Source organism: Candidatus Pelagibacter sp. PS_28, assembly GCF_059417885.1.
In genome coordinates, this window is the sequence record NZ_CM182070.1 from 130,386 (window position 1) to 150,594 (window position 20,209).

Genomic DNA, 20,209 nt, shown 5'->3' on the forward strand with positions numbered 1-20,209 from the left:
AAGAAAATAATTTTTTATTAAAATTAATCTAAATATAATTTCTTTAGGTTATAATTTTAAATTATGCTATTTAAAAAAATTTCCAAAAAAACCTACTTTATTGCTGAAATTGGAGTTAATCATAATGGGAGTTTATCAATAGCAAAAAAAATGGTGCTCTCTGCAAAAAAATCTGGTGCAGACGCAGTTAAATTTCAAACTTTTAAAGCCGAAACATTAGTTACCCCTAAAACTCCAAAAGTCCATTATCAAAAAAAAGCCACAGGTCTGAAGTCTTCACATTTTGATATGATAAAATCTCTTGAACTCAGTAAAGAAGACCACATTCACCTAAAGAATTTTTGCAAAAAAAAATCTATAGACTTTATATCAACACCCTACGATATAGAGTCTGCAATATTTCTAAATAAATTAGGTTGTAATATTTTCAAAACCTCATCAGCAGATATTGTAGATTTAGAGCTTCATGCTTGTTTGGCAAAAACAAAAAAGACAGTGATAATATCCACAGGCATGAGCACGATTGAGGAAATAAAAAAATGTATAGAAATATACAAAAAACACTCTAATAAAAACTATATTCTTTTGCACTGTGTATCAAATTATCCGTGTTCATTGAAATCACTCAATCTTAAAGCTATTTCTTTAATGCAAAAAAAATTTAAATGTCACGTAGGTTTTTCTGATCATAGTATTGGCCATGATGCAGCAAAAATAAGTGTGTCTTTAGGAGCAAGAATAATTGAAAAGCACTTTACTATAAATAAAAAATTACTAGGACCTGACCAAAAAACATCAGCCCTTCCTTATGAATTTAAAAACATGATATTCGAAATTAGAAAAACTGAGTTAATTTTAGGAAAAGAAGTTAAGAGCTGTCAGAAAGAAGAGTTAGAAATGTCAAAAATTTCAAGAAAAAGTCTTACAATAAAAAAAAATATTTCAAAAGGTGAAATTTTAAAAAAAAACCATTTAACACTAAAAAGACCAGGAACAGGAATTTTTTTTTCAGCAATCCAAAAAGTACTAGGAAAAAAAGCAAAAAAAAATATGAAAATAGATCATCAAATCAAATTTAAAGAATTTAAATAAAATGCCAGTCTATTTTTCTACTGGAGGTTATAAGAATTTTAACACTGTTAATGTTGTTAGGAATTTAATTTCTAATGGATTAAATTATATTGAATTATCAGGAACCTCTTATGCACCAGATAATATTAAAAGATTGACTGAATTTAAATCGACTGCAAGATTTCAAATACACAATTACTTTCCACCACCAAAAGATCCATTTGTTATTAACCTTGCTTCAATGAATAAAGAAATATATGAAAAAAGTATAAATCACATATTTAATGCTATAGAAAGTTGTGGAAAGATTAATTCTAACTATTACAGTTTTCATGCAGGTTTTTTGTGTGATATTAATGTTAACGAAATAGGAAAAAGTGTAAAAAAAAAAGTTCTACAAAATAAAGAAGATAGTATTTCATTATTTATCGATAGATTAAAATTAGTTTCTGACAAAGCAAAGAAACACAATATAAATATTATGTTGGAAAACAATGTTTTATCTAAAAAAAATCTAGAAATTTTTGAAGAAAATCCATTGCTCATGTGTGACAGTAATGATTCTTTGAATATTATCAATAATTGTCCCGATAATATAAAATTGTTAGTTGATGTGGCTCACTTAAAAGTATCAGCAAATTCATTAAATTTTAAATGTGAAGATTTTTTTTCAAAGTGCAATGATCTAATTGCAGGATACCACTTAAGTGATAATGATGGACTATCAGACACAAATAGCACTTTTGATGAAAATGCATGGTTCTGGGATCATCTAAATAAAAATTTAGATTACTATTCTATCGAAGTTTATAATTTAGATTTTGAGCAAATTTTAAGATTATACTCTCTTACAAAAAAAAAATTAAATATTTTATAAATTTAATGAAAAAAAAATACCTGTCTAATTTTACAGTTGAATTACCATCCAGACTATCAATAATACTTAAAAAAATTAATAAAAATGAAAGTGGCTTAATCTTTGTAGTTGATAAACATTTTACTTTAAAAGGCTCTATTTCAGATGGAGATATTCGAAGAAATATTTTAAAAAAGAATAAGATAAAAGAAATGATATTTTTTAAATCTTCAATAGTAAACAAAACACCTATTTTTTTAAGATCAGACTCAAATATTGAAAATATTCTTCGCATATTAAATCATGAAAGCAAATCTAAGAATATTAGATGCTTACCTCTAGTTGATAATAAAAAAAGAGTTGTAGACATCTCAACTACAAAAAAAATTAGAAGATATCCTTTGGCATCACCAATATTGGGGGAGCAGGAGTTGAATAATGTTGTAAATTCAATTAAGTCAGGATGGATTTCTTCTAGGGGGGCATACATCTCAAAGTTTGAAAAAAATTTTGAAAAATATTTGAAAGGTGGACACGCTGTTGCAGTTTCTAACGGTACAGTTGCTCTACAAGTTGCCTTATCTGCCCTAGGAATTAAAAAAAATGATGAAGTAATAGTTCCTAATTTTACCTTTGGTGCTAGCATAAATGCGATTATTAATGTTGGGGCAAAGCCTGTCATTGCAGATGTTTCACTTCAAAATTGGACAGTAGATTTAAATGATTTAAAAAAAAAGATATCAAATAAAACAAAAGCAATAATGCCAGTCCATATTTATGGCCAACCTTGTCAAATTGACGAAATAGTTAAAATTGCTAAGAAAAATAAACTATTAATCATAGAAGATTCTGCTGAAGCAATTGGGGCAACATATAAAAAAAGACTAATAGGTTTGGATGGAGATTGTTCTTGTTTTAGTTTTTTTGCAAACAAAACAATTACTACCGGAGAAGGAGGTATGGCTGTTTTTAGAAAAAAAACTGTAGCACAAAAAGCAAGGATTTTAATCAACCAAGGTCTTTCAAGTAAAAGAAAATATTATCATGATTGTGTTGGATCAAATTACAGACTTACCAATTTACAGGCTGGAATAGGTGTTGCACAATTAGACAGAATAGGTGAATTACTTAAAATTAGAAAAAAGATATTTAAGATTTATGATCAATCTTTAATACAAATAAAATCTATAAAATTATTACCAAAAAATGACTGGTCTACGAACTCGTATTGGCTATATACATTTGTTGTAAAAAACCTAGGTAGATTTAAGAGAGACAAGATAATAGAAAATTTACAAAATTTAGGAATTGAATGTAGACCAGGCTTTTTTTGTTTATCTGAAATGAATCCCTTTAAAAAATTTGCAAAGGGCAAATTTCCCAATTCAAAGTTTTTATCTGAAAACTCAATAAGCCTTCCAAGTACAGATATAAACACAAATGATCAAAAATTTATTATACAAAAACTTATCAATGAGCTTGATAAATAAATGATAGCCATAATCCCAGCAAAAAAATATTCATCTCGTCTAAAAAATAAGAATTTAAAACTTTTGAATGGTAAACCATTAATTTATTATACAATTAAAGCTGCATTAAAATCAAAATACATAACAAAAGTTCTAGTTTCTACCGATTCAAAAAAAATTGCTAAAATATCACAAAAAATGGGAGCTGAGGTCCCGTTTATTAGGCCAAAAAAATTAACAAAAAGCAACACAACCTTAGCGGAAGTATGCGTACATGCTTTAGAATTTTTACAAAAATCTGAAAAAAAAAAATTAACTCAATATTAGCTCTTCAACCCACATCACCACTCAGAACTTATAAGGATATTGACAAAGCAATTAAAATTTTTAAAAGAAATAGAGTAGAATTTCTCACGTCCTTTACAAAAACTAAACCATCTGAGTGGCTTTATCATCATTGTAAAAATAAAATTTTTAAAAAAATTATAAAAAGCAGTGGTGCTGATAATTCACAAAACTTGAAGCAAACATTAATTTTAAATGGGGCAATTTATATTTACAAAACTAAATCTCTTTATAAAAAAAAAATTAATAAAAATTTAATAAGTGGAATTATTATGCCAAATAATCGTTCAGTAGATATTGATTATTTAGAGGATTTTAATTATGCCGAATATTTGCTACGAAAAATATAATTTATAAATAAGTATTACCTAGTTTTCTATTTTTAAATATTTTTGCGGGGACTCCGAAATAGATTTTATTTTTTAAACAATCCTTGTTAACAAAAGACTTGCCTCCTATTATAGTGTTAGCTCCTATTGTCACTCCATGTTTTATTGTAGATCCAATTCCCAGGTGGCTAAATTGGCAAACTTTAACGTTACCTCCCGTGGTAACAGACGGGCCACTGCTAGAAAAATTTTCAAACACATTATCGTGGTCTATTGATGATGATGTGTTTATTATACAATGTGAACCTATTTTTGCTCCATTGTTAATTATTGAGCCCGATATAATTATTGACCCAGGTCCTATTTTTACATTACCATTTAAAATTGAGTCTTTAGATATAATTTTTGCCCATTTAATTTTTTTTAATATCTTTATTTCTTTATATATTTTTTTTCTAACATAATTATCACCAACACCAATGACCCCATATAAATTATTATAATTTTTTAGTATTTTATTTGTTCCTAAATTAAAATATTTCTTATTCCTGTATTTAATGATTAATTTTTTTTTGGTACTTGTTCCAATAAAACCTAAAATATTATATTCTTTTAATTTTAATATTTCAGAAAAAACTACTTTTGAATGATTTCCGTTTCCAAATATAATTATATTTTTCACTTATGTTTTAATAATTTTTAGCTAAGTTTATTACATGAATGTATATTTATTATTATAAGTCTAAAAAAATACAATAGCTAAATATACTTATTGATTTTAGAATGTTTATATAGAATAAGTCAATTTAATGGATATTAAAAAACATGATTTAATTAAGCTATACAATTTACCCAAGGATGTAAAATTTTGCAATAATTGTACTATATCCAATCAAAGACCCAGGATAAAGTTTGATAAAAATGGTGTTTGTTCTGCCTGTAACTTTTCAGAGTTTAAAAAAACTTTAGATTGGAAGGAAAGATCAAAGGAATTGAAGAAACTTGCTGAAAAATTTAGGAAAAATAATGGTGAGTATGACATTCTTATACCTTGTAGTGGAGGTAAAGATGGCAGTTATGTTGCTCATCAAATGAAATACGAATTTGGAATGAATCCTTTAACTGTTACTTGGTCTCCTCTCAGTGCAACTGAAATAGGAAGAATAAATTTAGACAACTTTATTAAGTCAGGTTTTAATCACATCTTAGGAACACCAGACCCAAAAGTCACCAGAAAATTAACTGAACTTAGTTTCAAATTTTTAGGAGATCCATTTCAACCATTTATTTATGGTCAATATAACTATCCATTAACTGTAGCTCTCCAAAATGATATTCAGCTAATAATGTATGGTGAAAATGGAGAAGTTGAATATGGTGGGGATATGAAAAATGCCTACACACCAAACAGAACTGTTGAGGATCAAGTTAAACATTACTTTTCAGGGGTTCACCCTAAAGAATGGACAAAACATGGTATTACTGACGATCAATTAAAACCATTTGAAGCACCTCAAATCAAAAAGATTAAAGAAAAAAATATTGAAATACATTTTTTTAGTTATTATAAATTTTGGGACCCACAAGAAAATTTTTATTACGCTCAAGAAAAATGTGGTTTTGTGCCTAATACTGAGAGAAATGAGGGTACCTATTCAAAATATGCAAGCTTAGATGATGAATTTGACGGTTTTCATTATTATTTATCATTTATAAAATTTGGGATTGGTAGAGCAACCTCTGATACCGCACATGAAGTAAGAGATAAAAAAATAAATAGAGAAGAAGGTGTCGCGCTGGTTAAAAAATATGATGGAGAATTTCCAAAAAAACATTACCAAAAATTTTTAGAGTATTGTGCAATAAGCGAAGATGAATTCAATGATGTGATTGATAGCTGGAGATCAGATCATATATGGTATAAAGACAATAACGATGAATGGAAATTAAAGAATCCTATTTGGAAATAAATTTTTAATTAGTAGTCCATAATGAGAAAAATTCGCATCATACCAAGGTTAGATATTAAAGGTGATAATTTAATAAAGGGAGTACATCTAGAAGGATTGAGAGTTATGGGAGAGCCGAATAAGTTTGCGAAACAATATTATGAAAGTGGTGCAGATGAATTAATCTATATGGATTCTGTTGCAAGTTTATATGGTAGGAACAGTTTAAAAAGTTTAATTAAAAAAGCTATTAAAAACATTTTTATACCAATAACAGTAGGTGGAGGCATCAGAAGTATTAAAGATGCTTTTGAAATTTTAAGTGCCGGTGCAGATAAAATTGCTGTTAATACTGCTGCTGTAAAAAATCCATTCCTTATTAAAGAATTGATAGATAAATTTGGATCACAAAGTATAGTTATTTCAATTGAAGCAAAACAATTAACCAAAAGTGATTGGGAAGTTTATACAGAAAATGGAAGAGAAAAAACTGGGATTAAAGTAATGGACTGGGTAAGAAAATGTACAAAAATAGGTGTTGGAGAGATATTGGTAACATCAATAGACAGGGATGGAACCAAAAAGGGATTTGATATCCCGCTCTTAAAAGAAGTTGGTGAAATTACGAATACTCCGATTATTGCCTCAGGAGGAATGGGACAACTAGAGGATTTTACAGAGTTAGTGAAAAAGTCAAACATTGATGCTGTATCAATGGCTACAATCTTACATTATAAGACTAAAAGCATTAAAGAGATCAGAAGTTATGGATTATCTAAAAAAATTAATTTAAGAGAATTTAATGAATAAAATTAAGAAATTACTTATTTCTATTTTTATAAAAGATAAATTTTCAAGATTAAAAAATACCTGTTAGCTAATTTTAATATATGACAAAGGTTACAATCATCGATTATGGAGTAGGAAATTTATTAAGTTTAAAAATGTCCCTAGAATTTTTGGGTGCAGAAGTAGTGATATCAAGAGATGAGAGAGTTATTGAAAACTCTAGTCATATTATTTTACCAGGTGTAGGCGCATTTCCAAAGGCAATGGAGATTATTAAAGGTTTAAATTTAGACAAGCATTTGATCAGGGCAAAAAATAAAGGCACATTTATTTTGGGTATTTGTCTTGGTATGCAACTTTTAACATCGGAAAGTGAGGAGTTTGGGTTAACAAAAGGCCTAAATCTTATTGAAGGAAAGGTTTTATCAATTAAAAAATCTAACAACTTTAGAGAAGATATTAAAATTCCAAATATAGGATGGTTTAATATGCATTCAAAAGAAAATACAAATGTGAAAGAAACTTTATTTAATAATATCACCATTAAAGACACTTTTTATTTTGTACATTCTTATATGTTTGGTGCAAATAAAAATAGCGACTCTGTATTGTACACAATAAATTATTCAGGAATTGAGATACCATCTGTAGTAATGAAAAATAATATAATTGGCTGTCAGTTTCATCCAGAAATAAGCGGAAAATCAGGCTTAAAATTTTTAAATTTTTTTTTATCTATTAAATGAATGTTCCAAAAATAAATTTTGATTTACCAAATAAAAATTCGGTCTTGATTTTTGATCATCTTAACTCAGAATATATAAAAAAATATATTGGTACAAAAAATATATTTATAATTAAAATTAGAAATTCAATAAATTTTTTTGCAGGTTTATATGCTTGTATTTTTTTTTATAGGTCTAATTTTAAAACTGAGTATATACAATTTTTTTTAAAAAAATCTGAAACCAAATTATTTATAAGCGCTTGCTATAAAAGCATTATTTTATTTACGTTGAAAAAATATAATCCAAATACAAAATTCTTGATAATTCAAAATGGTAGTTTTGGGAACAGTTTTATCTCATTATTAAAAAAAAATAATCACAGAAGACTCTATTGTGACTATTTTTTTTGTTTTTCTTCTCATGAAAAAAAAATTTTATCAAAATATATAAATGCAAACTATATTTTATCTGGATCTATCAAGAACAACTTTTATAGGATAAATAAGTTAAATAAAAAAAAAGAAGTTATCTTTATCTCACAATATAGAAAATCATCACTAGATGAAAACAATAGATATTATCAAGAGTTAAAATATATTCAAAAGAATGAATTTTTTATTCTACCAATACTACACAAGTTTTGTTTGAAAAATAATTTAAGATTAAAAATTCTTCCAGGCGAAAATAACAAAACTGAAGAAAAAAAATATTACGCCAATATATTAAAAAGTAGAAATTTTTATATTTATAAAAAAGACATTACAAAATCTTATATTATTATAGATAAAAGTTTTTTTTGTGTTTCGATAGACTCCACTCTCGGTTATGAAGCTCTTAGCAGAGGTGCTAAGACATGTATAATTTGTTGTAAAAAATTTTTAAACGCAAATTTTAAAGGAGAAGTTTCATCAAATATTAAAATCTTAAATAAAAGTTATAAATATTTTTTAAGTATAAATGATAAAAATCAATTAAATAAAATTTTTAATAAAATATATAAAACTGATGATTTCAAATTTTTAAAATCTATTCCCTCAAAAGATGTTATGAAATATGACGTGGACAATTCATACCTCAGTTTAACCATTCAGAATGTATTAAAAGATTAAAATAAAAAATAAAATGAGTTATAATAATTCTCAAAATCTTAGTAAAGTTAATGTAATATTAAATTAATAAAAGTTTAACATAAATGAAAAAAGTTTTTAAAAAAAATATCTTTAATGAAGCTAAAGTAAATGAGATTAGAAATTATTTAAAAGATTTTGTAAAAAGTGAACATTATTATCTTTCAATTGAAAGCCTCAAAGAAAATCATTTACTTTGGAATTTTATATTCAATAAAAAAGTTTTGGAATTTATAAAAAAATGTTTTAATGAAAAAGTATATTTTTATAACAATATAGTAATTCAAAAAAACAACTTAAGATTTAATAAAAAATTATGGTATCATAAAGACTCTGGTGATTTTCATCAATCTGAAATCCTTAAAAAAAAAGAAAATGAGCTATCAAAAGTTGGACTCTATTTGCAAAAAAATATTAAAGGAAAGGGAGGAGGAATCGATATACTCAAACCCTTTAAGTATGATAATTTTTCTGAAAACAATAAATTTATAAATAAGTTTAGAGGACTATTTTATAGACTACAAAATATTTTTAGTAACACTCATTTGTATTCTGAAGCTGGAGATGTTGTAATATTTAATGCATTAATTAATCATAGAACAAGTCTCACAAAAGAGAAATATAAAGGACATACTGAAGATAAATACGTTATTTACTTACAATTTATAAATTATAATTTAATTAAAGATACCTTAAAAATTATAGATAAAGAAAAACGATACAAGAATGATACAGATATCGAAGAACAAATGATTAATTATAATTCGTCAAATATAGAATTTAAAGTTCTTAATAAGAATTTTACAGATTTAATCTCACAATATTTAGGTGCAGCCCAAAAACCCATGTTGAATTAGTAGTGAAAAAATCTATTGATTGGCATTTAGAATATTATAAAAAAAAATGATTCAATTCCAGTTAACCAAAAAATTTTTTAATATATTCACTAAGCCAGAAAAAATTTTATTCTTTTTTTTAATCTTTATTCAATTAATATCAGCAGCATTAGAGTTAATAAGCATTGGCGCTTTATTACCAGTATTTAAATCCATAACTGATCCAAATTGGAATGAAAAATACTTTGGTTTTTTAAATGAGGAACACAGAACTTATTATATATTTTTAATAGTAATAGCTATTTTTATAATAAAAGTTCTTTTTTTAACTCTCACTGCATTCTTTTCAGGAAAATTTAGAAACAAAGTTACCGTGAGAGTCGTTAATCAAATTTACGAAAATTATTTAAATAAAAATTATCAATTTCATACTGATAATAGCTCATCTTTATTGTTGCGGAATATGCAATATGCAAATGGCATCGACTCAATTATTATGAGAATAGTAGATTTTTATGCAGATTTAATGATACTTCTGTTAGCTCTACAATGGGTTTTATTAGTAAATTTTCAAGTAACTTTAGCGGCAATAGTATTAATAATTATACTGTTATTTTGCTATTCTTTAGTAACAAAAGCTAAAATTGAGAAGTTTGGCAATGAAGATGTTAATTATAATACGTATTATATAAAAAATATGATGGAGGGAATTCAGTCATATAAAGAGATACTATTATCAGGTAGGCAAAAATTTTTTACCGATAGAAATAAAATATATAAGCAAGAATCTTTAAGATATAAATTAAGATTTACTATAGTGGAACTTTTACCAAAATATTTAGTAGAGATATTACTGGTAACTTTAGCTTTAATTGGTGCAATTTTTATTATGAGAGATGAAACAATCAATTTAAATGAATCATTACCATTTTTAGGAATTCTTTTTGTTGGGATTATAAAAACAATGCCAAATATTTTAAGATTATTTAATTCACACCAACAATTTAAATATTTAATACCCCAAATGGATATTATTTATAATAGTATTGTTCAAATCAAAGAATCTGCTCATTATAATTTAAGTGAAGATAATAATAAAAAAATTCAATTTGAGTCAAATATACAATTAAAAAATATTAATTTTGACTACAAAGGTAAAAATATTTTAAGAGGTCTTAATTTAGAAATAAAAAAAAATTCTACTATATCAATTCAAGGATCAAGTGGATCTGGGAAAACAACTCTATTAAATATTTTAACAGGATTATTATTACCTACCAAGGGATCTATTCTATTAGATGAAAACAATTGTAGTTTAAATAACAATAACTGGCAAAAAAAAATTGGTTATTTGAGTCAAAATACGCACTTATTAGATGACACCATAAAAGCAAATATTGCCTTTGGTTTTAAGCAAGGTGATATAAATCACAATTTAATTGAAGAATGTCTTGAGAAGTCAGAACTTAATACTTTTATAGAAAGTTTGCCAGAAAAACTAGATACAATTGTTGGTGAAAACGGTGCAAAAATTTCTGGAGGTCAGTTGCAAAGAATTGGTTTGGCAAGAGTATTTTATAATAATCCAGAGTTACTGATTTTAGACGAACCTACCAATTCACTTGATAGTGAAAACGAAATAAAAATTGTAAATACATTAAAGAAATTAAAAGGTAAAATTACAATAATAATTGTTAGTCATAATGAGAAACCGTTAGAAATTGCAGATGAAAAATTTGTACTAAAAAATGGAAGCCTAATTAAAAGATAATCTATAAATATTATTATTTTTACAAAATTATTTTTCTAAGATTTTTTTATAAAACTTAAGATTATCATTAATTCTATTTTTGTAAGAAAAATTCTTTTTTCTATCATTAATAAACTCATCGTAGTGAAGCACATAGCTTTTTATATTTCTTTTTTTTAATGAGTCATGTAATCTAGCAACTCCAATGCCAGCTCCACTTTTTGATGAAAAATTTAAATGTAATATTTTCATGTTTTATATAGGAATTTATACACATAAAAATTACTATTTTTTAATTAAAAAGAAGTTAGTAAAAATTTTAATTTTATTGAAGTTTTTAAGGTATCCTCTATATAAATTCCCACTTATGAATAAGCAATGTATAAAATATCAATAGTTGGACTAAGATATATAGAGTTACCCCTCTCAATGGTTTTGCAAAAACCTTGTAATGTTGTTGGTTTTGATAAATCAAAAACAGGAATGAAAAAATTTTCAAAAAAACATGATAGAAATAATGAATTTGATAAAAAAATTTTACTGAAACTTAATAAATTGGATACTTTTGAAAAAGAAAACTCTATTATCAATGGCTTAAAAGAAGCAATCCAAATAAAGAAAAAAATTCAAGAAAAACTTAAAATTATCAAATTTTAAAATGAAATTAATTCAGTTAATTACTACAAGTGATGAAGAATTAGCTGACAATGCTAAAATAATATATTTAGGAAATTGGTGTAAAAAAAACTCTTATATTATAAAGAACGAAACAGTTGTTCCATATCATTGGGATGACAGAAAAAAAATTGAAATTGATAATAAATATTTAGACAATTTATATGAAAAACTTTTATCAATTTTATGTGAAACTTTAAATAAAGCCAATAAAAGAAATAATAGCAAGGAATATTGGCGTATTATTATAGGATATTGGTTATTTTATTATTTGTCAGTAAGTTTTGAGAGATGGGAAAATGTTTCTGCAGCTTTATCAAAATATCCAAATATTAATTATTATAACTCTATAAATGTTAAAAATGAACCAATTCCTAACACCACTAGAGAATTTATGAAATTGACTTCTAGCACTACATGGAACCATTTGATTTATTCCAAAATTATTAATTTTTTAAAAAAGGAAAATAAATTAGAAATTAGATCTAAAACTAAAGAAATTTATGATGATAATTTTTATTATGGATATAAAAAAAATTTATTTCATAAAGCTAAAACTTTTTTAATGAGTAAATACATGCATGTATTTAAGAAAAAAATAGAAAAGAATAAAATTGTTTTTTTTAAAACTTATCTTGGATTAGCTAGTGAGTTGATATTAAATTTAAAGTTTAAGCAGCTACCTTTGTTTATTTCCAATAAGGACTTTGAAAAAAAAATTAATTTTTTATTAAGAAGTAAATTAGATTTAGATTATAGAGCTAATAATTTGTTTGAAAAATTTATAATTGAAAATATATTTAAAAATATTCCTTTAGAATTTTTGGAAAATTATAATTTAATTGGAGATCATATAGAAAAATTAAATTTACCAATTAAACCTTTACTAATAATAAGCACAAGATCTTTATCATCAGATAATATTTTTGTGCGATATCTTGCAGAAAAAAAGGAAACAGGGACTAAAGTTTTTTATGGACAACATGGTGGTGCGTATGGACAAATTAAATTTTCATGGGCTGAGGATCATGAAATAAAAATTTCAGACAATTATCTTACATGGGGATGGAAAAAAGAAAATCAAAATAAAATTATTCCAATGTTTGTGCTAAAAAATATAGATAATTTAAAATTTAAAAAAAAAAATGAAATAAAAAAAATATGCTATTTTGTGAGGTCAAGACCAAAGTTTACAGGTAGAATTGATAGTTCTACTGGTTCGAACCAAATGGCAAAGTATTATGATAATAGTTTGAAATTCTATAATAATTTTATAAAAAAAATAAATGATATAACTATTATTCCAAGATTTCATGAAGCCGAATTTGAATGGAATCATAGAGATATTTGGAAAAACCATAATATCAAAAAATTTAGTTTTACTGATGGAGAGAGCTTAGAAAAGGTTTATAAAAATTATGAATTGCTGATTTATTCTTATATTAGTACAGGATTTTTAGAGTCATTAGCACTAGATAAACCATTTATTCTTATTGCATCTACTGATGAATGGCCACTAAGAGATGAAGCCAAAGAAGATTTTGAAGATTTAAAAACAGCCAATATTTATTTTGAAAATGAAGATGAGGCAATTGAACATTTAAGAAAAATTTCTAAAAATATCAATGGTTGGTGGAATGACTTTAAGGTTAAAAAAATAAAAAATAAATTTAGAAATAAATATGCTATTAAAAATAGCAATAATTTAAAAATTAAAAAAATATACAATTTAATAAAAAATACTGTCTCACATGAAATATAATTTTTTAGCTTTGATTTTAGCTAGGTGTAGTTCTAAAGATATTACAAAAAGAAATATTTATAATATTAATGTGCATCATATATTCAGCTATTATATTGAAGAGAAAAAAAATCTAAAATATCTTTTGGGATCTAAATCATGAAAACTTTAGGTTTAATACCTTCAAGATTAGCATCAACAAGACTAAAAAATAAACCATTACTTAAGATTAAAGATATGCCTATTGTTATACATACTTATAAAAGAGCATTAATGTCAAAAAAATTAGATGATTTATTTATATGTTGTGACGATATTGAGATAAAAAAAATTTGTGAACATTATGGAGCTAAATCAATTTTAACATCAAAAAAACATACTAATGGAACCGAACGTATTGGGGAAGGATATAAAAAATTAAAAAAAAAATATGATTTAATTGTGGATATTCAAGGAGATGAACCACTTATAAATCCATCTCATATAGATCAAGTTATTGATTTTCATTCAAAAAATAAAAACACCGACATTATTCTTCCAACTTTAAAATCAAACAATTATGCTGGCAAACATGTGGTCAATGTATTAAAAACAGAAAAGAATGATGTAATATATTTGTCTAGAGGAAATTTACCTTTTCAATTTAAAACAAAGAATTCTTTATACTATAAGCATTTATCAATTATATCTTTTACACCATCTTCATTAAAAAAATTTTGTGAATCTAAACAAACATTTTTAGAAAAAATAGAAGGTATAGAATTATTAAGAGCTATAGAATTAAATATGAAAATCAAAACTTTATTACTTAAAGGCGATAGCTTTTCGGTAGATGTGAAAAAAGATTTTATTAAAGCTAAGAAATTCATATTAAAAGACAATATATCAAAAAAATATCTAAAAAATGAATAATCTATTTTTAAAAAAGATTATTAAAAATTTTAATATAAGCCTAAAACAATATGATAATTATTCAGCTAGTAAATATTGGAAAAAAAGTATTAATAAAAAAAAAAATTATTTAAAATTAGTAATTTAAATAATTTTAGAAATAATGGTCTATCAAATAATATTGATGATTTTTATATTAATGAAGACAAAAGCAAAAAACTATTTGAAAATTTAAAAAATTATTGTGGAGAAAAATTTTTATCTTCACTATTAGAAACAAAAAATGTTGGACAAGCAAAAAAAACTCAAAAGTTTAAAAATAAATTTTATACCCCAACTGACCTTTTTAGTATTAAATATGCTCATGAGTTAAAAAATAACATCAATCTAAAAAAAATAAATTTAATATGTGAAATAGGTCAAGGATTTGGATTGCTAGCAAGCAAATTACTAAAAATCAAAAAATTTAAAATGATTTTAATCGATTTGCCTGAGTCAAATTTTATTACCGCATATTATTTGAAAATTTTATTTCCAAAAAAAAAAATATTCACAGATATTGATTTGAAAAAAAAAAGGTTAAGCAAAAAAGATCTTAAAAAAGCTGATATTTTTATAATTTCACCATGGACAAATATTTCAGATTTAAGAATTGATCTTTTTATAAACTCTAGATCAATGATGGAAATGAATAAAAAGTCTATAAACAATTATTTTAAATTAATTCAAAGTAAAATTAATATAGGTGGTTATTTTTTGTGTATTAATAAATATTATAAAGATTTAGTTGGATATCCTATAGAGTTCCACCTTTACCCGTTTGATTTTAAATGGAAAGTAATTGTATCAAAAAGGTCGTGGATGCAACCTGCAATTCATTTTTTCTTATTAAAAAGATTGGAAAATGATGACTTAAAAATTAAACTAGAAATAAATAGAATTAAAAAAAATTATTTAAAATTAGTTAAAAAAGATAAATTTTTTTTAAGAAGGATGTTGCCTATAAGTTTTTATAGATTTTATAAAAATATAAAATATTTTTTTTTAAAAGATGAGTAATCTTGTATTAATAGATTTAGAAAAAGATGATTTAAAAATCTATGAAAATAATTGTTTTTATATCAATTTAAATAAAGGAAAAATTAATATTACTAATAGTAAAAATATATCATTTAGCGAATTAAAAAATTTTGAAAAAAAATCAAGGTTAGATTTAGCTAAATCGTTAAAGAAGAAAATTAAAACTTTTAATGATGATTTTTTTCAAGAACTTGAATTATTTAATCTAAGAAACGATAAAATATTCTCGATTTCAAAAATAATAAATTTTATAAAATTGAATTATTTTTTAAAAGGTAAAAAATTTAAAACAATTAAACTAATTACTGATGATGATTCATCAATTAAGATACTTAAATCTTTAAATTCAAAAACTATAATTAATTATAAAAAAAAAAAAGAGTTTTAACTTTGTTTTTTTTAAGATTTCAAAATTTTATGTAAAAGCTTTATTTCTAATTATCTATATTAAGTTAAAAAAAAACTTAATACCAAAAGTTAAAAATGAAGTATGCATGACAATATATCCAAATTTTTTTTTAAAAGAGAAAGATATTTTTTATAAAAAAAAAATATATCATTAATAAATTTTTTAATAACAGATGAAACTCATTTAAATCATTCTTTTTTAGAACTAATTTTTACTTATAATAAAATATCAAAAGCAAACACTATAATCGTTGAACAATTTATAAATATTCTAGATGTAATAACTTGTTATTTCAAAACTGTGTTTAAACTAATTTCATTGCGCAAAAATGATATGCATTTAGAAGTAAATAATCTTAATTTAAATGATTTTTATATAAAGAATTTTTATACTTCATTCATAAACAGGTCTAAATTAGAAATATATAATAAGGCTATACCAAAAATAATTAAGAGATTTAATATAAGCATTTTTAATTTATATTTATTTGAATATTCTTTTGGTTTTTATTTAATTAAAAAATTTAAACAAAATCGAGTATATGTAAAAGGTTATCAACATGGAATTTTTTCAAATAAATTATTTTGGTTTGATTTAATTTATAATAAAAAAAAATATCATCCTAATGAAGTAATCTCTTCAAATAAATATTCAGATAATCAATATAGAAAAATTTTTGGTAAAGATGTTAAAATAAAATTAAATAAAAAAAAAATTTCTAGCTTATTAGAAGGAATGAAAAATATAACTAAAAATTCTTCAAGAAATATATTGATTCTACCAGGTACTCATGATGTTGAGGATTTATATATTTATGTTAAGGACCAATTACTTAATAATGATAAGTTTGTATATTTTTTTAAACTCCATCCAAAAAATAAATTCTCTTTTAAAGAGACAAGCAAAATTAAAATTATTAAAAATATTAGAAATATTAATTATAAAAAAATAATAGTATCTTCAACTTCTACTCTTGTTTATGATTTTAAAGAAAAAAATATTTTAGTAGAAGTTTTTGCCCCTGATTATAAGGCAAGTTGTTATTAGTAATAGTTTAACTTATTCAATTTCTTAAATTAAATAATTGGAACTCTTTTGATCTTTATAAATACAACTCGTTATGTAGTAAAAATGGATTAGTTCCTATCATGGCTCTAATTTATTTTTGGTTTGATAAGTTGTTATAAGTTTTAATATAGATATAGATTAATTGATCTAAATCATATTTTCTAGATGATAAATAGGGCCTGTTCTTAAAAAAATTTTTGTCTTTATAAAATTTGTTAAGATATTTAATAAAACTAATAAAATTTTTATTTTTTATCACAAAACCATTATTTAAATTTTTTACAATTTCATTTGCACCTTTTCTGTCAAAAGTGATAATAGGTAAGTTACAGCTTAAAGACTCAATAAAAGTGATACCAAACGACTCTATTCTTGATAGGTTAAGGTATATATCTGATTTAGAATAATGCTTTAAGATTTTTGAATTAGGATAATACAATTCGTTCTCGTTAGTTAAATCCTCAATAATTTTCAACGAATTAATGTATTTTTTATCATTAATCGTTTTTAGAATCTTTGATGTATTTTTTCCAATTATTGTCCATTTAAAGTTAATTTTTTTTTCGAATAAGATTTTTAAAATTTTTTCCACGAGATCAAAACCTTTTTTTTTACTAGCATATCTCGCCACGGTGATTATTTTTAGTTTATTTACTTTGTTTTTTTTTACTTGTTTTTTTATTTGTTTTGCTTTTGAAAGGATAGTTCCATTTGGAATTTCAATTATTTTATTTTTTGGAATTTTTAAATTTAAAAGATCATTATAAATATTTTTTGATATTGCTGTAAAATAATCAATATTTTTTTTATTTATCTGTAAAAGTTTTTCATACTTGATATCTAGTCTATTACCATAATTAATTTTTTTTTTAATTTGAATATCGGCACCCTGAAACGTCACAATTATTTTTTGATTTAATTTTTTTAGAATATTGATAATTAGTAAACTTTTATAATTTAAAAAAATAAAGTGCCATATATGATATTTATTTTTTTTAATAAATTTTTTTAAATAAATTTTTAAAAGAAATGTTAAGTCAATATTCAAATAATAATGTAATAAAAAAATTATATTAATAATCATTTTATTAAAAAAAATAATTTTATATTTTTTTTTTTAATGGCAGTTTTATCTAGCAATACCATTTCAGCATTATGTTTTTTTTCGCAAATTTTATTTGCTAAATTATGCGCTTGAACTTGTGCACCTCCTGGATTAGGAAAAAAGGCTCCAGGCACGATTGCTATTTTCATTTTTTTTTGAGTAGTAGAATTAATAAACCATACAATAAAGTAATAAAAGATAACAATATAACAAATAATATATTTTGATTATTCAGCCTGACTCTTATCTCTTCTTTAAATCCTTTAAAAAACCCCAATTTACTTGAGACTCCATATGGATTAAATTTTCCAAAAATTTCATATTTTTTTGTATTCATACCAACAAATTTTCTCTTTATCATTTTGAATATAAAGTCTCTATCTGATGAATATTTGAACTTTGTGTCATATAAACCAATTTTTTTATGAAGCTTCTTTTTTACAAAAAAACCACATGAATGAGCAGGATAAATATTAAATTTATACCAAATTTTATTTGGCCAAAATCCATGCATTAATCTTTCTTTAACAACGCTACCAAATAAATAATCAATCTTATTATTTTTGAAATATCTATGAGCGATTGATAATGTATCTTTATAATAATAATCATCAGCATTTAAAATTCCAATAACTTCTCCTTTGCTTATTTTTATACCTTTATTTATTGCATCGTAAATTCCGTCATCTTTATCGATAATTAATTTTGAAATATATTTCTTATTCTTTTTTAAAATAGAAATTGTTTTTTTTTCTGATCCACCATCGATTACAATATGTTCAAAATTCTTAAAATTTTGTCTTTTAAGGCTCATAAAAGTTTTTTTAATTTGAGGCTGATTTAGAACAGGAGTAATTATAGAAAAGAAAATTTTTTTTGAATTCATTTAAATTTTATTGAAAAATTTTATATAAGTATCATTCTTTTTTGACAATTTAATTAAGTTTTTTTTTGCATTTTTAATTTTTATTTTACAGTTCTTAAAATTTCTAATCGCAAACTTTAATTTTTGAGAAAGTTCATTTATATTTCCAGTCTTATAAATCAAACCAAAATTATTATTCAAGATAATATCACTATAACCGCCAAAGCTTTTACTTGTTATAATCAAACAATTAAAGGAGACTGCTTCTACAATAGTATTAGGAAATCCCTCATAAATAGAAGTATTTACCAATATATCAGTTTTGTTATAAATATAATCGAGAAATCTTTTATCATTTTTAAATTTATAAAATTCTAATTTTGAGTAAGTTTTTTTTGATACGGATAATTTGATTTCTTTTTTAATATTTTTATTTGATATAATATTAAATTTAACATTTTCATTTTGAATATGATCAATACTTTTTATAAAATCAAAAAGCCTTTTCTCACTTGAATGTCTTCCAATCCAAGATATTTGCAGTATTTCATTATATTTTTTTTCATATTTTTTTTTTATATTAATAATAGGGTTAATAGTTAACACATTTAAATTAAATTTTAATCTAATGTAAGAAGATACTTTAGATGAGTTTCCAATTATATAATCTGCACGTCTATAGAAAATTTTTGCTAAATAAAAAATTATTTTTTTTTTATAAAATCTTTAAAACTTGAATATATCTCTAGCTCTTGCAGTGGTGTTCTTTCAATTAGAACTAGTTTTAAATTTTTAATATTCTTTATTATTATTGAGCTCAACACATTAGCATAGTTTATATTAGAGACAAAAATTATATTTGTTTGTTTGGATATTTTTTTAAGTTTAAAATATATCTTTATAATACCTAAAATAGTTTTTTTGGATGAAATCTCAGTTATATTTACGTTGATTTTCTGAAAATTTTTTTTATAGTGATTTTTTCCAAGTGATATAACATTTATTTTATTTTTTCTGTTCTTTAAAGTCTTACATATATTTAGTATTGAATTTCCAGCTCCACCAAGAGTAAAATCTGGAAGAAAGAAGTAGATATGTCTTTGTTTTATCATAATTTATTGTAATC

23 protein-coding genes are annotated in these 20,209 nt (G+C 23.5%); 16 read left to right on the forward strand and 7 right to left on the reverse strand.

Annotated elements, in window-relative coordinates; all coding sequences use genetic code 11:
- Positions 1-63: 63 nt before the first annotated feature.
- Genes AC5SMR_RS00660 through AC5SMR_RS00675 form a run of 4 tightly spaced genes read left to right on the forward strand, consistent with a single transcriptional unit; the run spans position 64 to position 3,723 of the window.
- Positions 64-1,092 carry an N-acetylneuraminate synthase family protein gene (locus AC5SMR_RS00660; RefSeq protein ID WP_494576998.1) on the forward strand — a complete coding sequence of 343 codons (1,029 nt, stop codon included), beginning with the start codon at positions 64-66 and terminating at the stop codon, positions 1,090-1,092.
- Between the two features lies 1 nt (position 1,093).
- Positions 1,094-1,948 (forward strand): sugar phosphate isomerase/epimerase family protein, encoded by an 855-nt coding sequence (locus AC5SMR_RS00665; RefSeq protein ID WP_494576999.1) that lies wholly within the window; start codon positions 1,094-1,096, stop codon positions 1,946-1,948.
- Between the two features lie 5 nt (positions 1,949-1,953).
- A complete protein-coding gene (locus AC5SMR_RS00670) occupies positions 1,954-3,417 on the forward strand; it encodes an aminotransferase class I/II-fold pyridoxal phosphate-dependent enzyme (protein ID WP_494577000.1) in 1,464 nt (487 codons plus the stop codon).
- A complete protein-coding gene (locus tag AC5SMR_RS00675; RefSeq protein WP_494577001.1) occupies positions 3,418-3,723 on the forward strand; it encodes a cytidylyltransferase domain-containing protein in 306 nt (101 codons plus the stop codon).
- A 369-nt stretch (positions 3,724-4,092) separates the two neighbouring features.
- Here the strand turns inward: AC5SMR_RS00675 and AC5SMR_RS00680 are convergent, their stop codons facing one another.
- Complete coding sequence (locus tag AC5SMR_RS00680; RefSeq protein WP_494577002.1) at positions 4,093-4,752, reverse strand: PglD-related sugar-binding protein; 660 nt, start codon at positions 4,750-4,752, stop codon at positions 4,093-4,095.
- Between the two features lie 127 nt (positions 4,753-4,879).
- On the opposite strand from AC5SMR_RS00680, the gene AC5SMR_RS00685 reads away from it, so the two are divergent.
- The 6 genes from AC5SMR_RS00685 to AC5SMR_RS00710 all read left to right on the forward strand — a co-directional run bounded on the left by AC5SMR_RS00685 (position 4,880) and on the right by AC5SMR_RS00710 (position 11,270).
- Positions 4,880-6,040, forward strand: coding sequence for an N-acetyl sugar amidotransferase (locus AC5SMR_RS00685; protein ID WP_494577003.1), 1,161 nt, complete (start codon positions 4,880-4,882; stop codon positions 6,038-6,040).
- Positions 6,041-6,061: 21 nt separating this feature from the next.
- Entirely contained in the window at positions 6,062-6,829 is a 768-nt protein-coding gene (gene hisF / locus AC5SMR_RS00690; RefSeq protein ID WP_494577004.1) for an imidazole glycerol phosphate synthase subunit HisF, read from the forward strand.
- Between the two features lie 80 nt (positions 6,830-6,909).
- Positions 6,910-7,554 carry an imidazole glycerol phosphate synthase subunit HisH gene (gene hisH, locus AC5SMR_RS00695; protein WP_494577005.1) on the forward strand — a complete coding sequence of 215 codons (645 nt, stop codon included), beginning with the start codon at positions 6,910-6,912 and terminating at the stop codon, positions 7,552-7,554.
- On the forward strand, positions 7,551-8,645 hold the full coding sequence (locus tag AC5SMR_RS00700) for a hypothetical protein (RefSeq protein WP_494577006.1): 1,095 nt from the start codon (positions 7,551-7,553) through the stop codon (positions 8,643-8,645). Before hisH ends, AC5SMR_RS00700 begins: the two co-directional genes overlap by 4 nt.
- Before the next feature lie 83 nt (positions 8,646-8,728).
- Positions 8,729-9,520: a hypothetical protein gene (locus AC5SMR_RS00705; protein ID WP_494577007.1), complete on the forward strand. Its 792-nt coding sequence runs from the start codon at positions 8,729-8,731 to the stop codon at positions 9,518-9,520.
- Between the two features lie 46 nt (positions 9,521-9,566).
- Positions 9,567-11,270, forward strand: a complete 1,704-nt coding sequence (locus tag AC5SMR_RS00710) for an ATP-binding cassette domain-containing protein (RefSeq protein WP_494577008.1) — start codon at positions 9,567-9,569, stop codon at positions 11,268-11,270.
- 27 nt (positions 11,271-11,297) lie between these two features.
- Here the strand turns inward: AC5SMR_RS00710 and AC5SMR_RS00715 are convergent, their stop codons facing one another.
- A complete protein-coding gene (locus tag AC5SMR_RS00715) occupies positions 11,298-11,501 on the reverse strand; it encodes a hypothetical protein (protein WP_494577009.1) in 204 nt (67 codons plus the stop codon).
- Between the two features lie 126 nt (positions 11,502-11,627).
- Here AC5SMR_RS00715 and AC5SMR_RS00720 point away from each other — a divergent pair, with 126 nt between their 5' ends.
- The 6 genes from AC5SMR_RS00720 (at position 11,628) to AC5SMR_RS00745 (ending at position 17,092) form a co-directional block, all read left to right on the forward strand.
- Entirely contained in the window at positions 11,628-11,906 is a 279-nt protein-coding gene (locus AC5SMR_RS00720; RefSeq protein ID WP_494577010.1) for a hypothetical protein, read from the forward strand.
- Position 11,907: 1 nt separating this feature from the next.
- Positions 11,908-13,686, forward strand: coding sequence for an LIC12162 family transferase (locus AC5SMR_RS00725; RefSeq protein ID WP_494577011.1), 1,779 nt, complete (start codon positions 11,908-11,910; stop codon positions 13,684-13,686).
- Between the two features lie 138 nt (positions 13,687-13,824).
- Positions 13,825-14,577 carry a 3-deoxy-manno-octulosonate cytidylyltransferase gene (gene kdsB, locus AC5SMR_RS00730; RefSeq protein WP_494577012.1) on the forward strand — a complete coding sequence of 251 codons (753 nt, stop codon included), beginning with the start codon at positions 13,825-13,827 and terminating at the stop codon, positions 14,575-14,577.
- A 174-nt stretch (positions 14,578-14,751) separates the two neighbouring features.
- Positions 14,752-15,615, forward strand: coding sequence for a putative sugar O-methyltransferase (locus AC5SMR_RS00735; protein ID WP_494577396.1), 864 nt, complete (start codon positions 14,752-14,754; stop codon positions 15,613-15,615).
- A complete protein-coding gene (locus AC5SMR_RS00740; protein WP_494577013.1) occupies positions 15,608-16,024 on the forward strand; it encodes a hypothetical protein in 417 nt (138 codons plus the stop codon). The genes AC5SMR_RS00735 and AC5SMR_RS00740 overlap by 8 nt, the downstream gene beginning before the upstream one ends.
- A 354-nt stretch (positions 16,025-16,378) precedes the next feature.
- Entirely contained in the window at positions 16,379-17,092 is a 714-nt protein-coding gene (locus AC5SMR_RS00745; protein WP_494577014.1) for a hypothetical protein, read from the forward strand.
- Positions 17,093-17,204: 112 nt separating this feature from the next.
- On the opposite strand, the gene AC5SMR_RS00750 is transcribed toward AC5SMR_RS00745, so the two are convergent.
- From AC5SMR_RS00750 to AC5SMR_RS00770, 5 genes are all read right to left on the reverse strand, one after another.
- Entirely contained in the window at positions 17,205-18,197 is a 993-nt protein-coding gene (locus AC5SMR_RS00750; protein WP_494577015.1) for a glycosyltransferase family 4 protein, read from the reverse strand.
- Positions 18,194-18,367, reverse strand: a complete 174-nt coding sequence (locus tag AC5SMR_RS00755) for a hypothetical protein (protein WP_494577016.1) — start codon at positions 18,365-18,367, stop codon at positions 18,194-18,196. Before AC5SMR_RS00755 ends, AC5SMR_RS00750 begins: the two co-directional genes overlap by 4 nt.
- Positions 18,364-19,104 (reverse strand): glycosyltransferase, encoded by a 741-nt coding sequence (locus tag AC5SMR_RS00760; protein ID WP_494577017.1) that lies wholly within the window; start codon positions 19,102-19,104, stop codon positions 18,364-18,366. Before AC5SMR_RS00760 ends, AC5SMR_RS00755 begins: the two co-directional genes overlap by 4 nt.
- Positions 19,105-19,689: a glycosyltransferase gene (locus tag AC5SMR_RS00765; protein WP_494577018.1), complete on the reverse strand. Its 585-nt coding sequence runs from the start codon at positions 19,687-19,689 to the stop codon at positions 19,105-19,107.
- A gap of 98 nt (positions 19,690-19,787) precedes the next feature.
- Positions 19,788-20,195, reverse strand: a complete 408-nt coding sequence (locus tag AC5SMR_RS00770; RefSeq protein ID WP_494577019.1) for a hypothetical protein — start codon at positions 20,193-20,195, stop codon at positions 19,788-19,790.
- Positions 20,196-20,209: the final 14 nt, after the last annotated feature.

Bases quoted from the DNA above. Each gene is read 5' to 3' on its own strand.
- AC5SMR_RS00660 (WP_494576998.1), top strand. From the start codon at position 64: ATGCTATTTAAAAAAATTTCCAAAAAAACCTACTTTATTGCTGAAATT.
- AC5SMR_RS00665 (WP_494576999.1), top strand. From the start codon at position 1,094: ATGCCAGTCTATTTTTCTACTGGAGGTTATAAGAATTTTAACACTGTT.
- AC5SMR_RS00670 (WP_494577000.1), top strand. From the start codon at position 1,954: ATGAAAAAAAAATACCTGTCTAATTTTACAGTTGAATTACCATCCAGA.
- AC5SMR_RS00675 (WP_494577001.1), top strand. From the start codon at position 3,418: ATGATAGCCATAATCCCAGCAAAAAAATATTCATCTCGTCTAAAAAAT.
- AC5SMR_RS00685 (WP_494577003.1), top strand. From the start codon at position 4,880: ATGGATATTAAAAAACATGATTTAATTAAGCTATACAATTTACCCAAG.
- hisF (WP_494577004.1), top strand. From the start codon at position 6,062: ATGAGAAAAATTCGCATCATACCAAGGTTAGATATTAAAGGTGATAAT.
- hisH (WP_494577005.1), top strand. From the start codon at position 6,910: ATGACAAAGGTTACAATCATCGATTATGGAGTAGGAAATTTATTAAGT.
- AC5SMR_RS00700 (WP_494577006.1), top strand. From the start codon at position 7,551: ATGAATGTTCCAAAAATAAATTTTGATTTACCAAATAAAAATTCGGTC.
- AC5SMR_RS00705 (WP_494577007.1), top strand. From the start codon at position 8,729: ATGAAAAAAGTTTTTAAAAAAAATATCTTTAATGAAGCTAAAGTAAAT.
- AC5SMR_RS00710 (WP_494577008.1), top strand. From the start codon at position 9,567: ATGATTCAATTCCAGTTAACCAAAAAATTTTTTAATATATTCACTAAG.
- AC5SMR_RS00715 (WP_494577009.1), bottom strand. From the start codon at position 11,501: ATGAAAATATTACATTTAAATTTTTCATCAAAAAGTGGAGCTGGCATT.
- AC5SMR_RS00720 (WP_494577010.1), top strand. From the start codon at position 11,628: ATGTATAAAATATCAATAGTTGGACTAAGATATATAGAGTTACCCCTC.
- AC5SMR_RS00725 (WP_494577011.1), top strand. From the start codon at position 11,908: ATGAAATTAATTCAGTTAATTACTACAAGTGATGAAGAATTAGCTGAC.
- kdsB (WP_494577012.1), top strand. From the start codon at position 13,825: ATGAAAACTTTAGGTTTAATACCTTCAAGATTAGCATCAACAAGACTA.
- AC5SMR_RS00740 (WP_494577013.1), top strand. From the start codon at position 15,608: ATGAGTAATCTTGTATTAATAGATTTAGAAAAAGATGATTTAAAAATC.
- AC5SMR_RS00745 (WP_494577014.1), top strand. From the start codon at position 16,379: ATGCATTTAGAAGTAAATAATCTTAATTTAAATGATTTTTATATAAAG.
- AC5SMR_RS00750 (WP_494577015.1), bottom strand. From the start codon at position 18,197: ATGATTATTAATATAATTTTTTTATTACATTATTATTTGAATATTGAC.
- AC5SMR_RS00755 (WP_494577016.1), bottom strand. From the start codon at position 18,367: ATGAAAATAGCAATCGTGCCTGGAGCCTTTTTTCCTAATCCAGGAGGT.
- AC5SMR_RS00760 (WP_494577017.1), bottom strand. From the start codon at position 19,104: ATGAATTCAAAAAAAATTTTCTTTTCTATAATTACTCCTGTTCTAAAT.
- AC5SMR_RS00770 (WP_494577019.1), bottom strand. From the start codon at position 20,195: ATGATAAAACAAAGACATATCTACTTCTTTCTTCCAGATTTTACTCTT.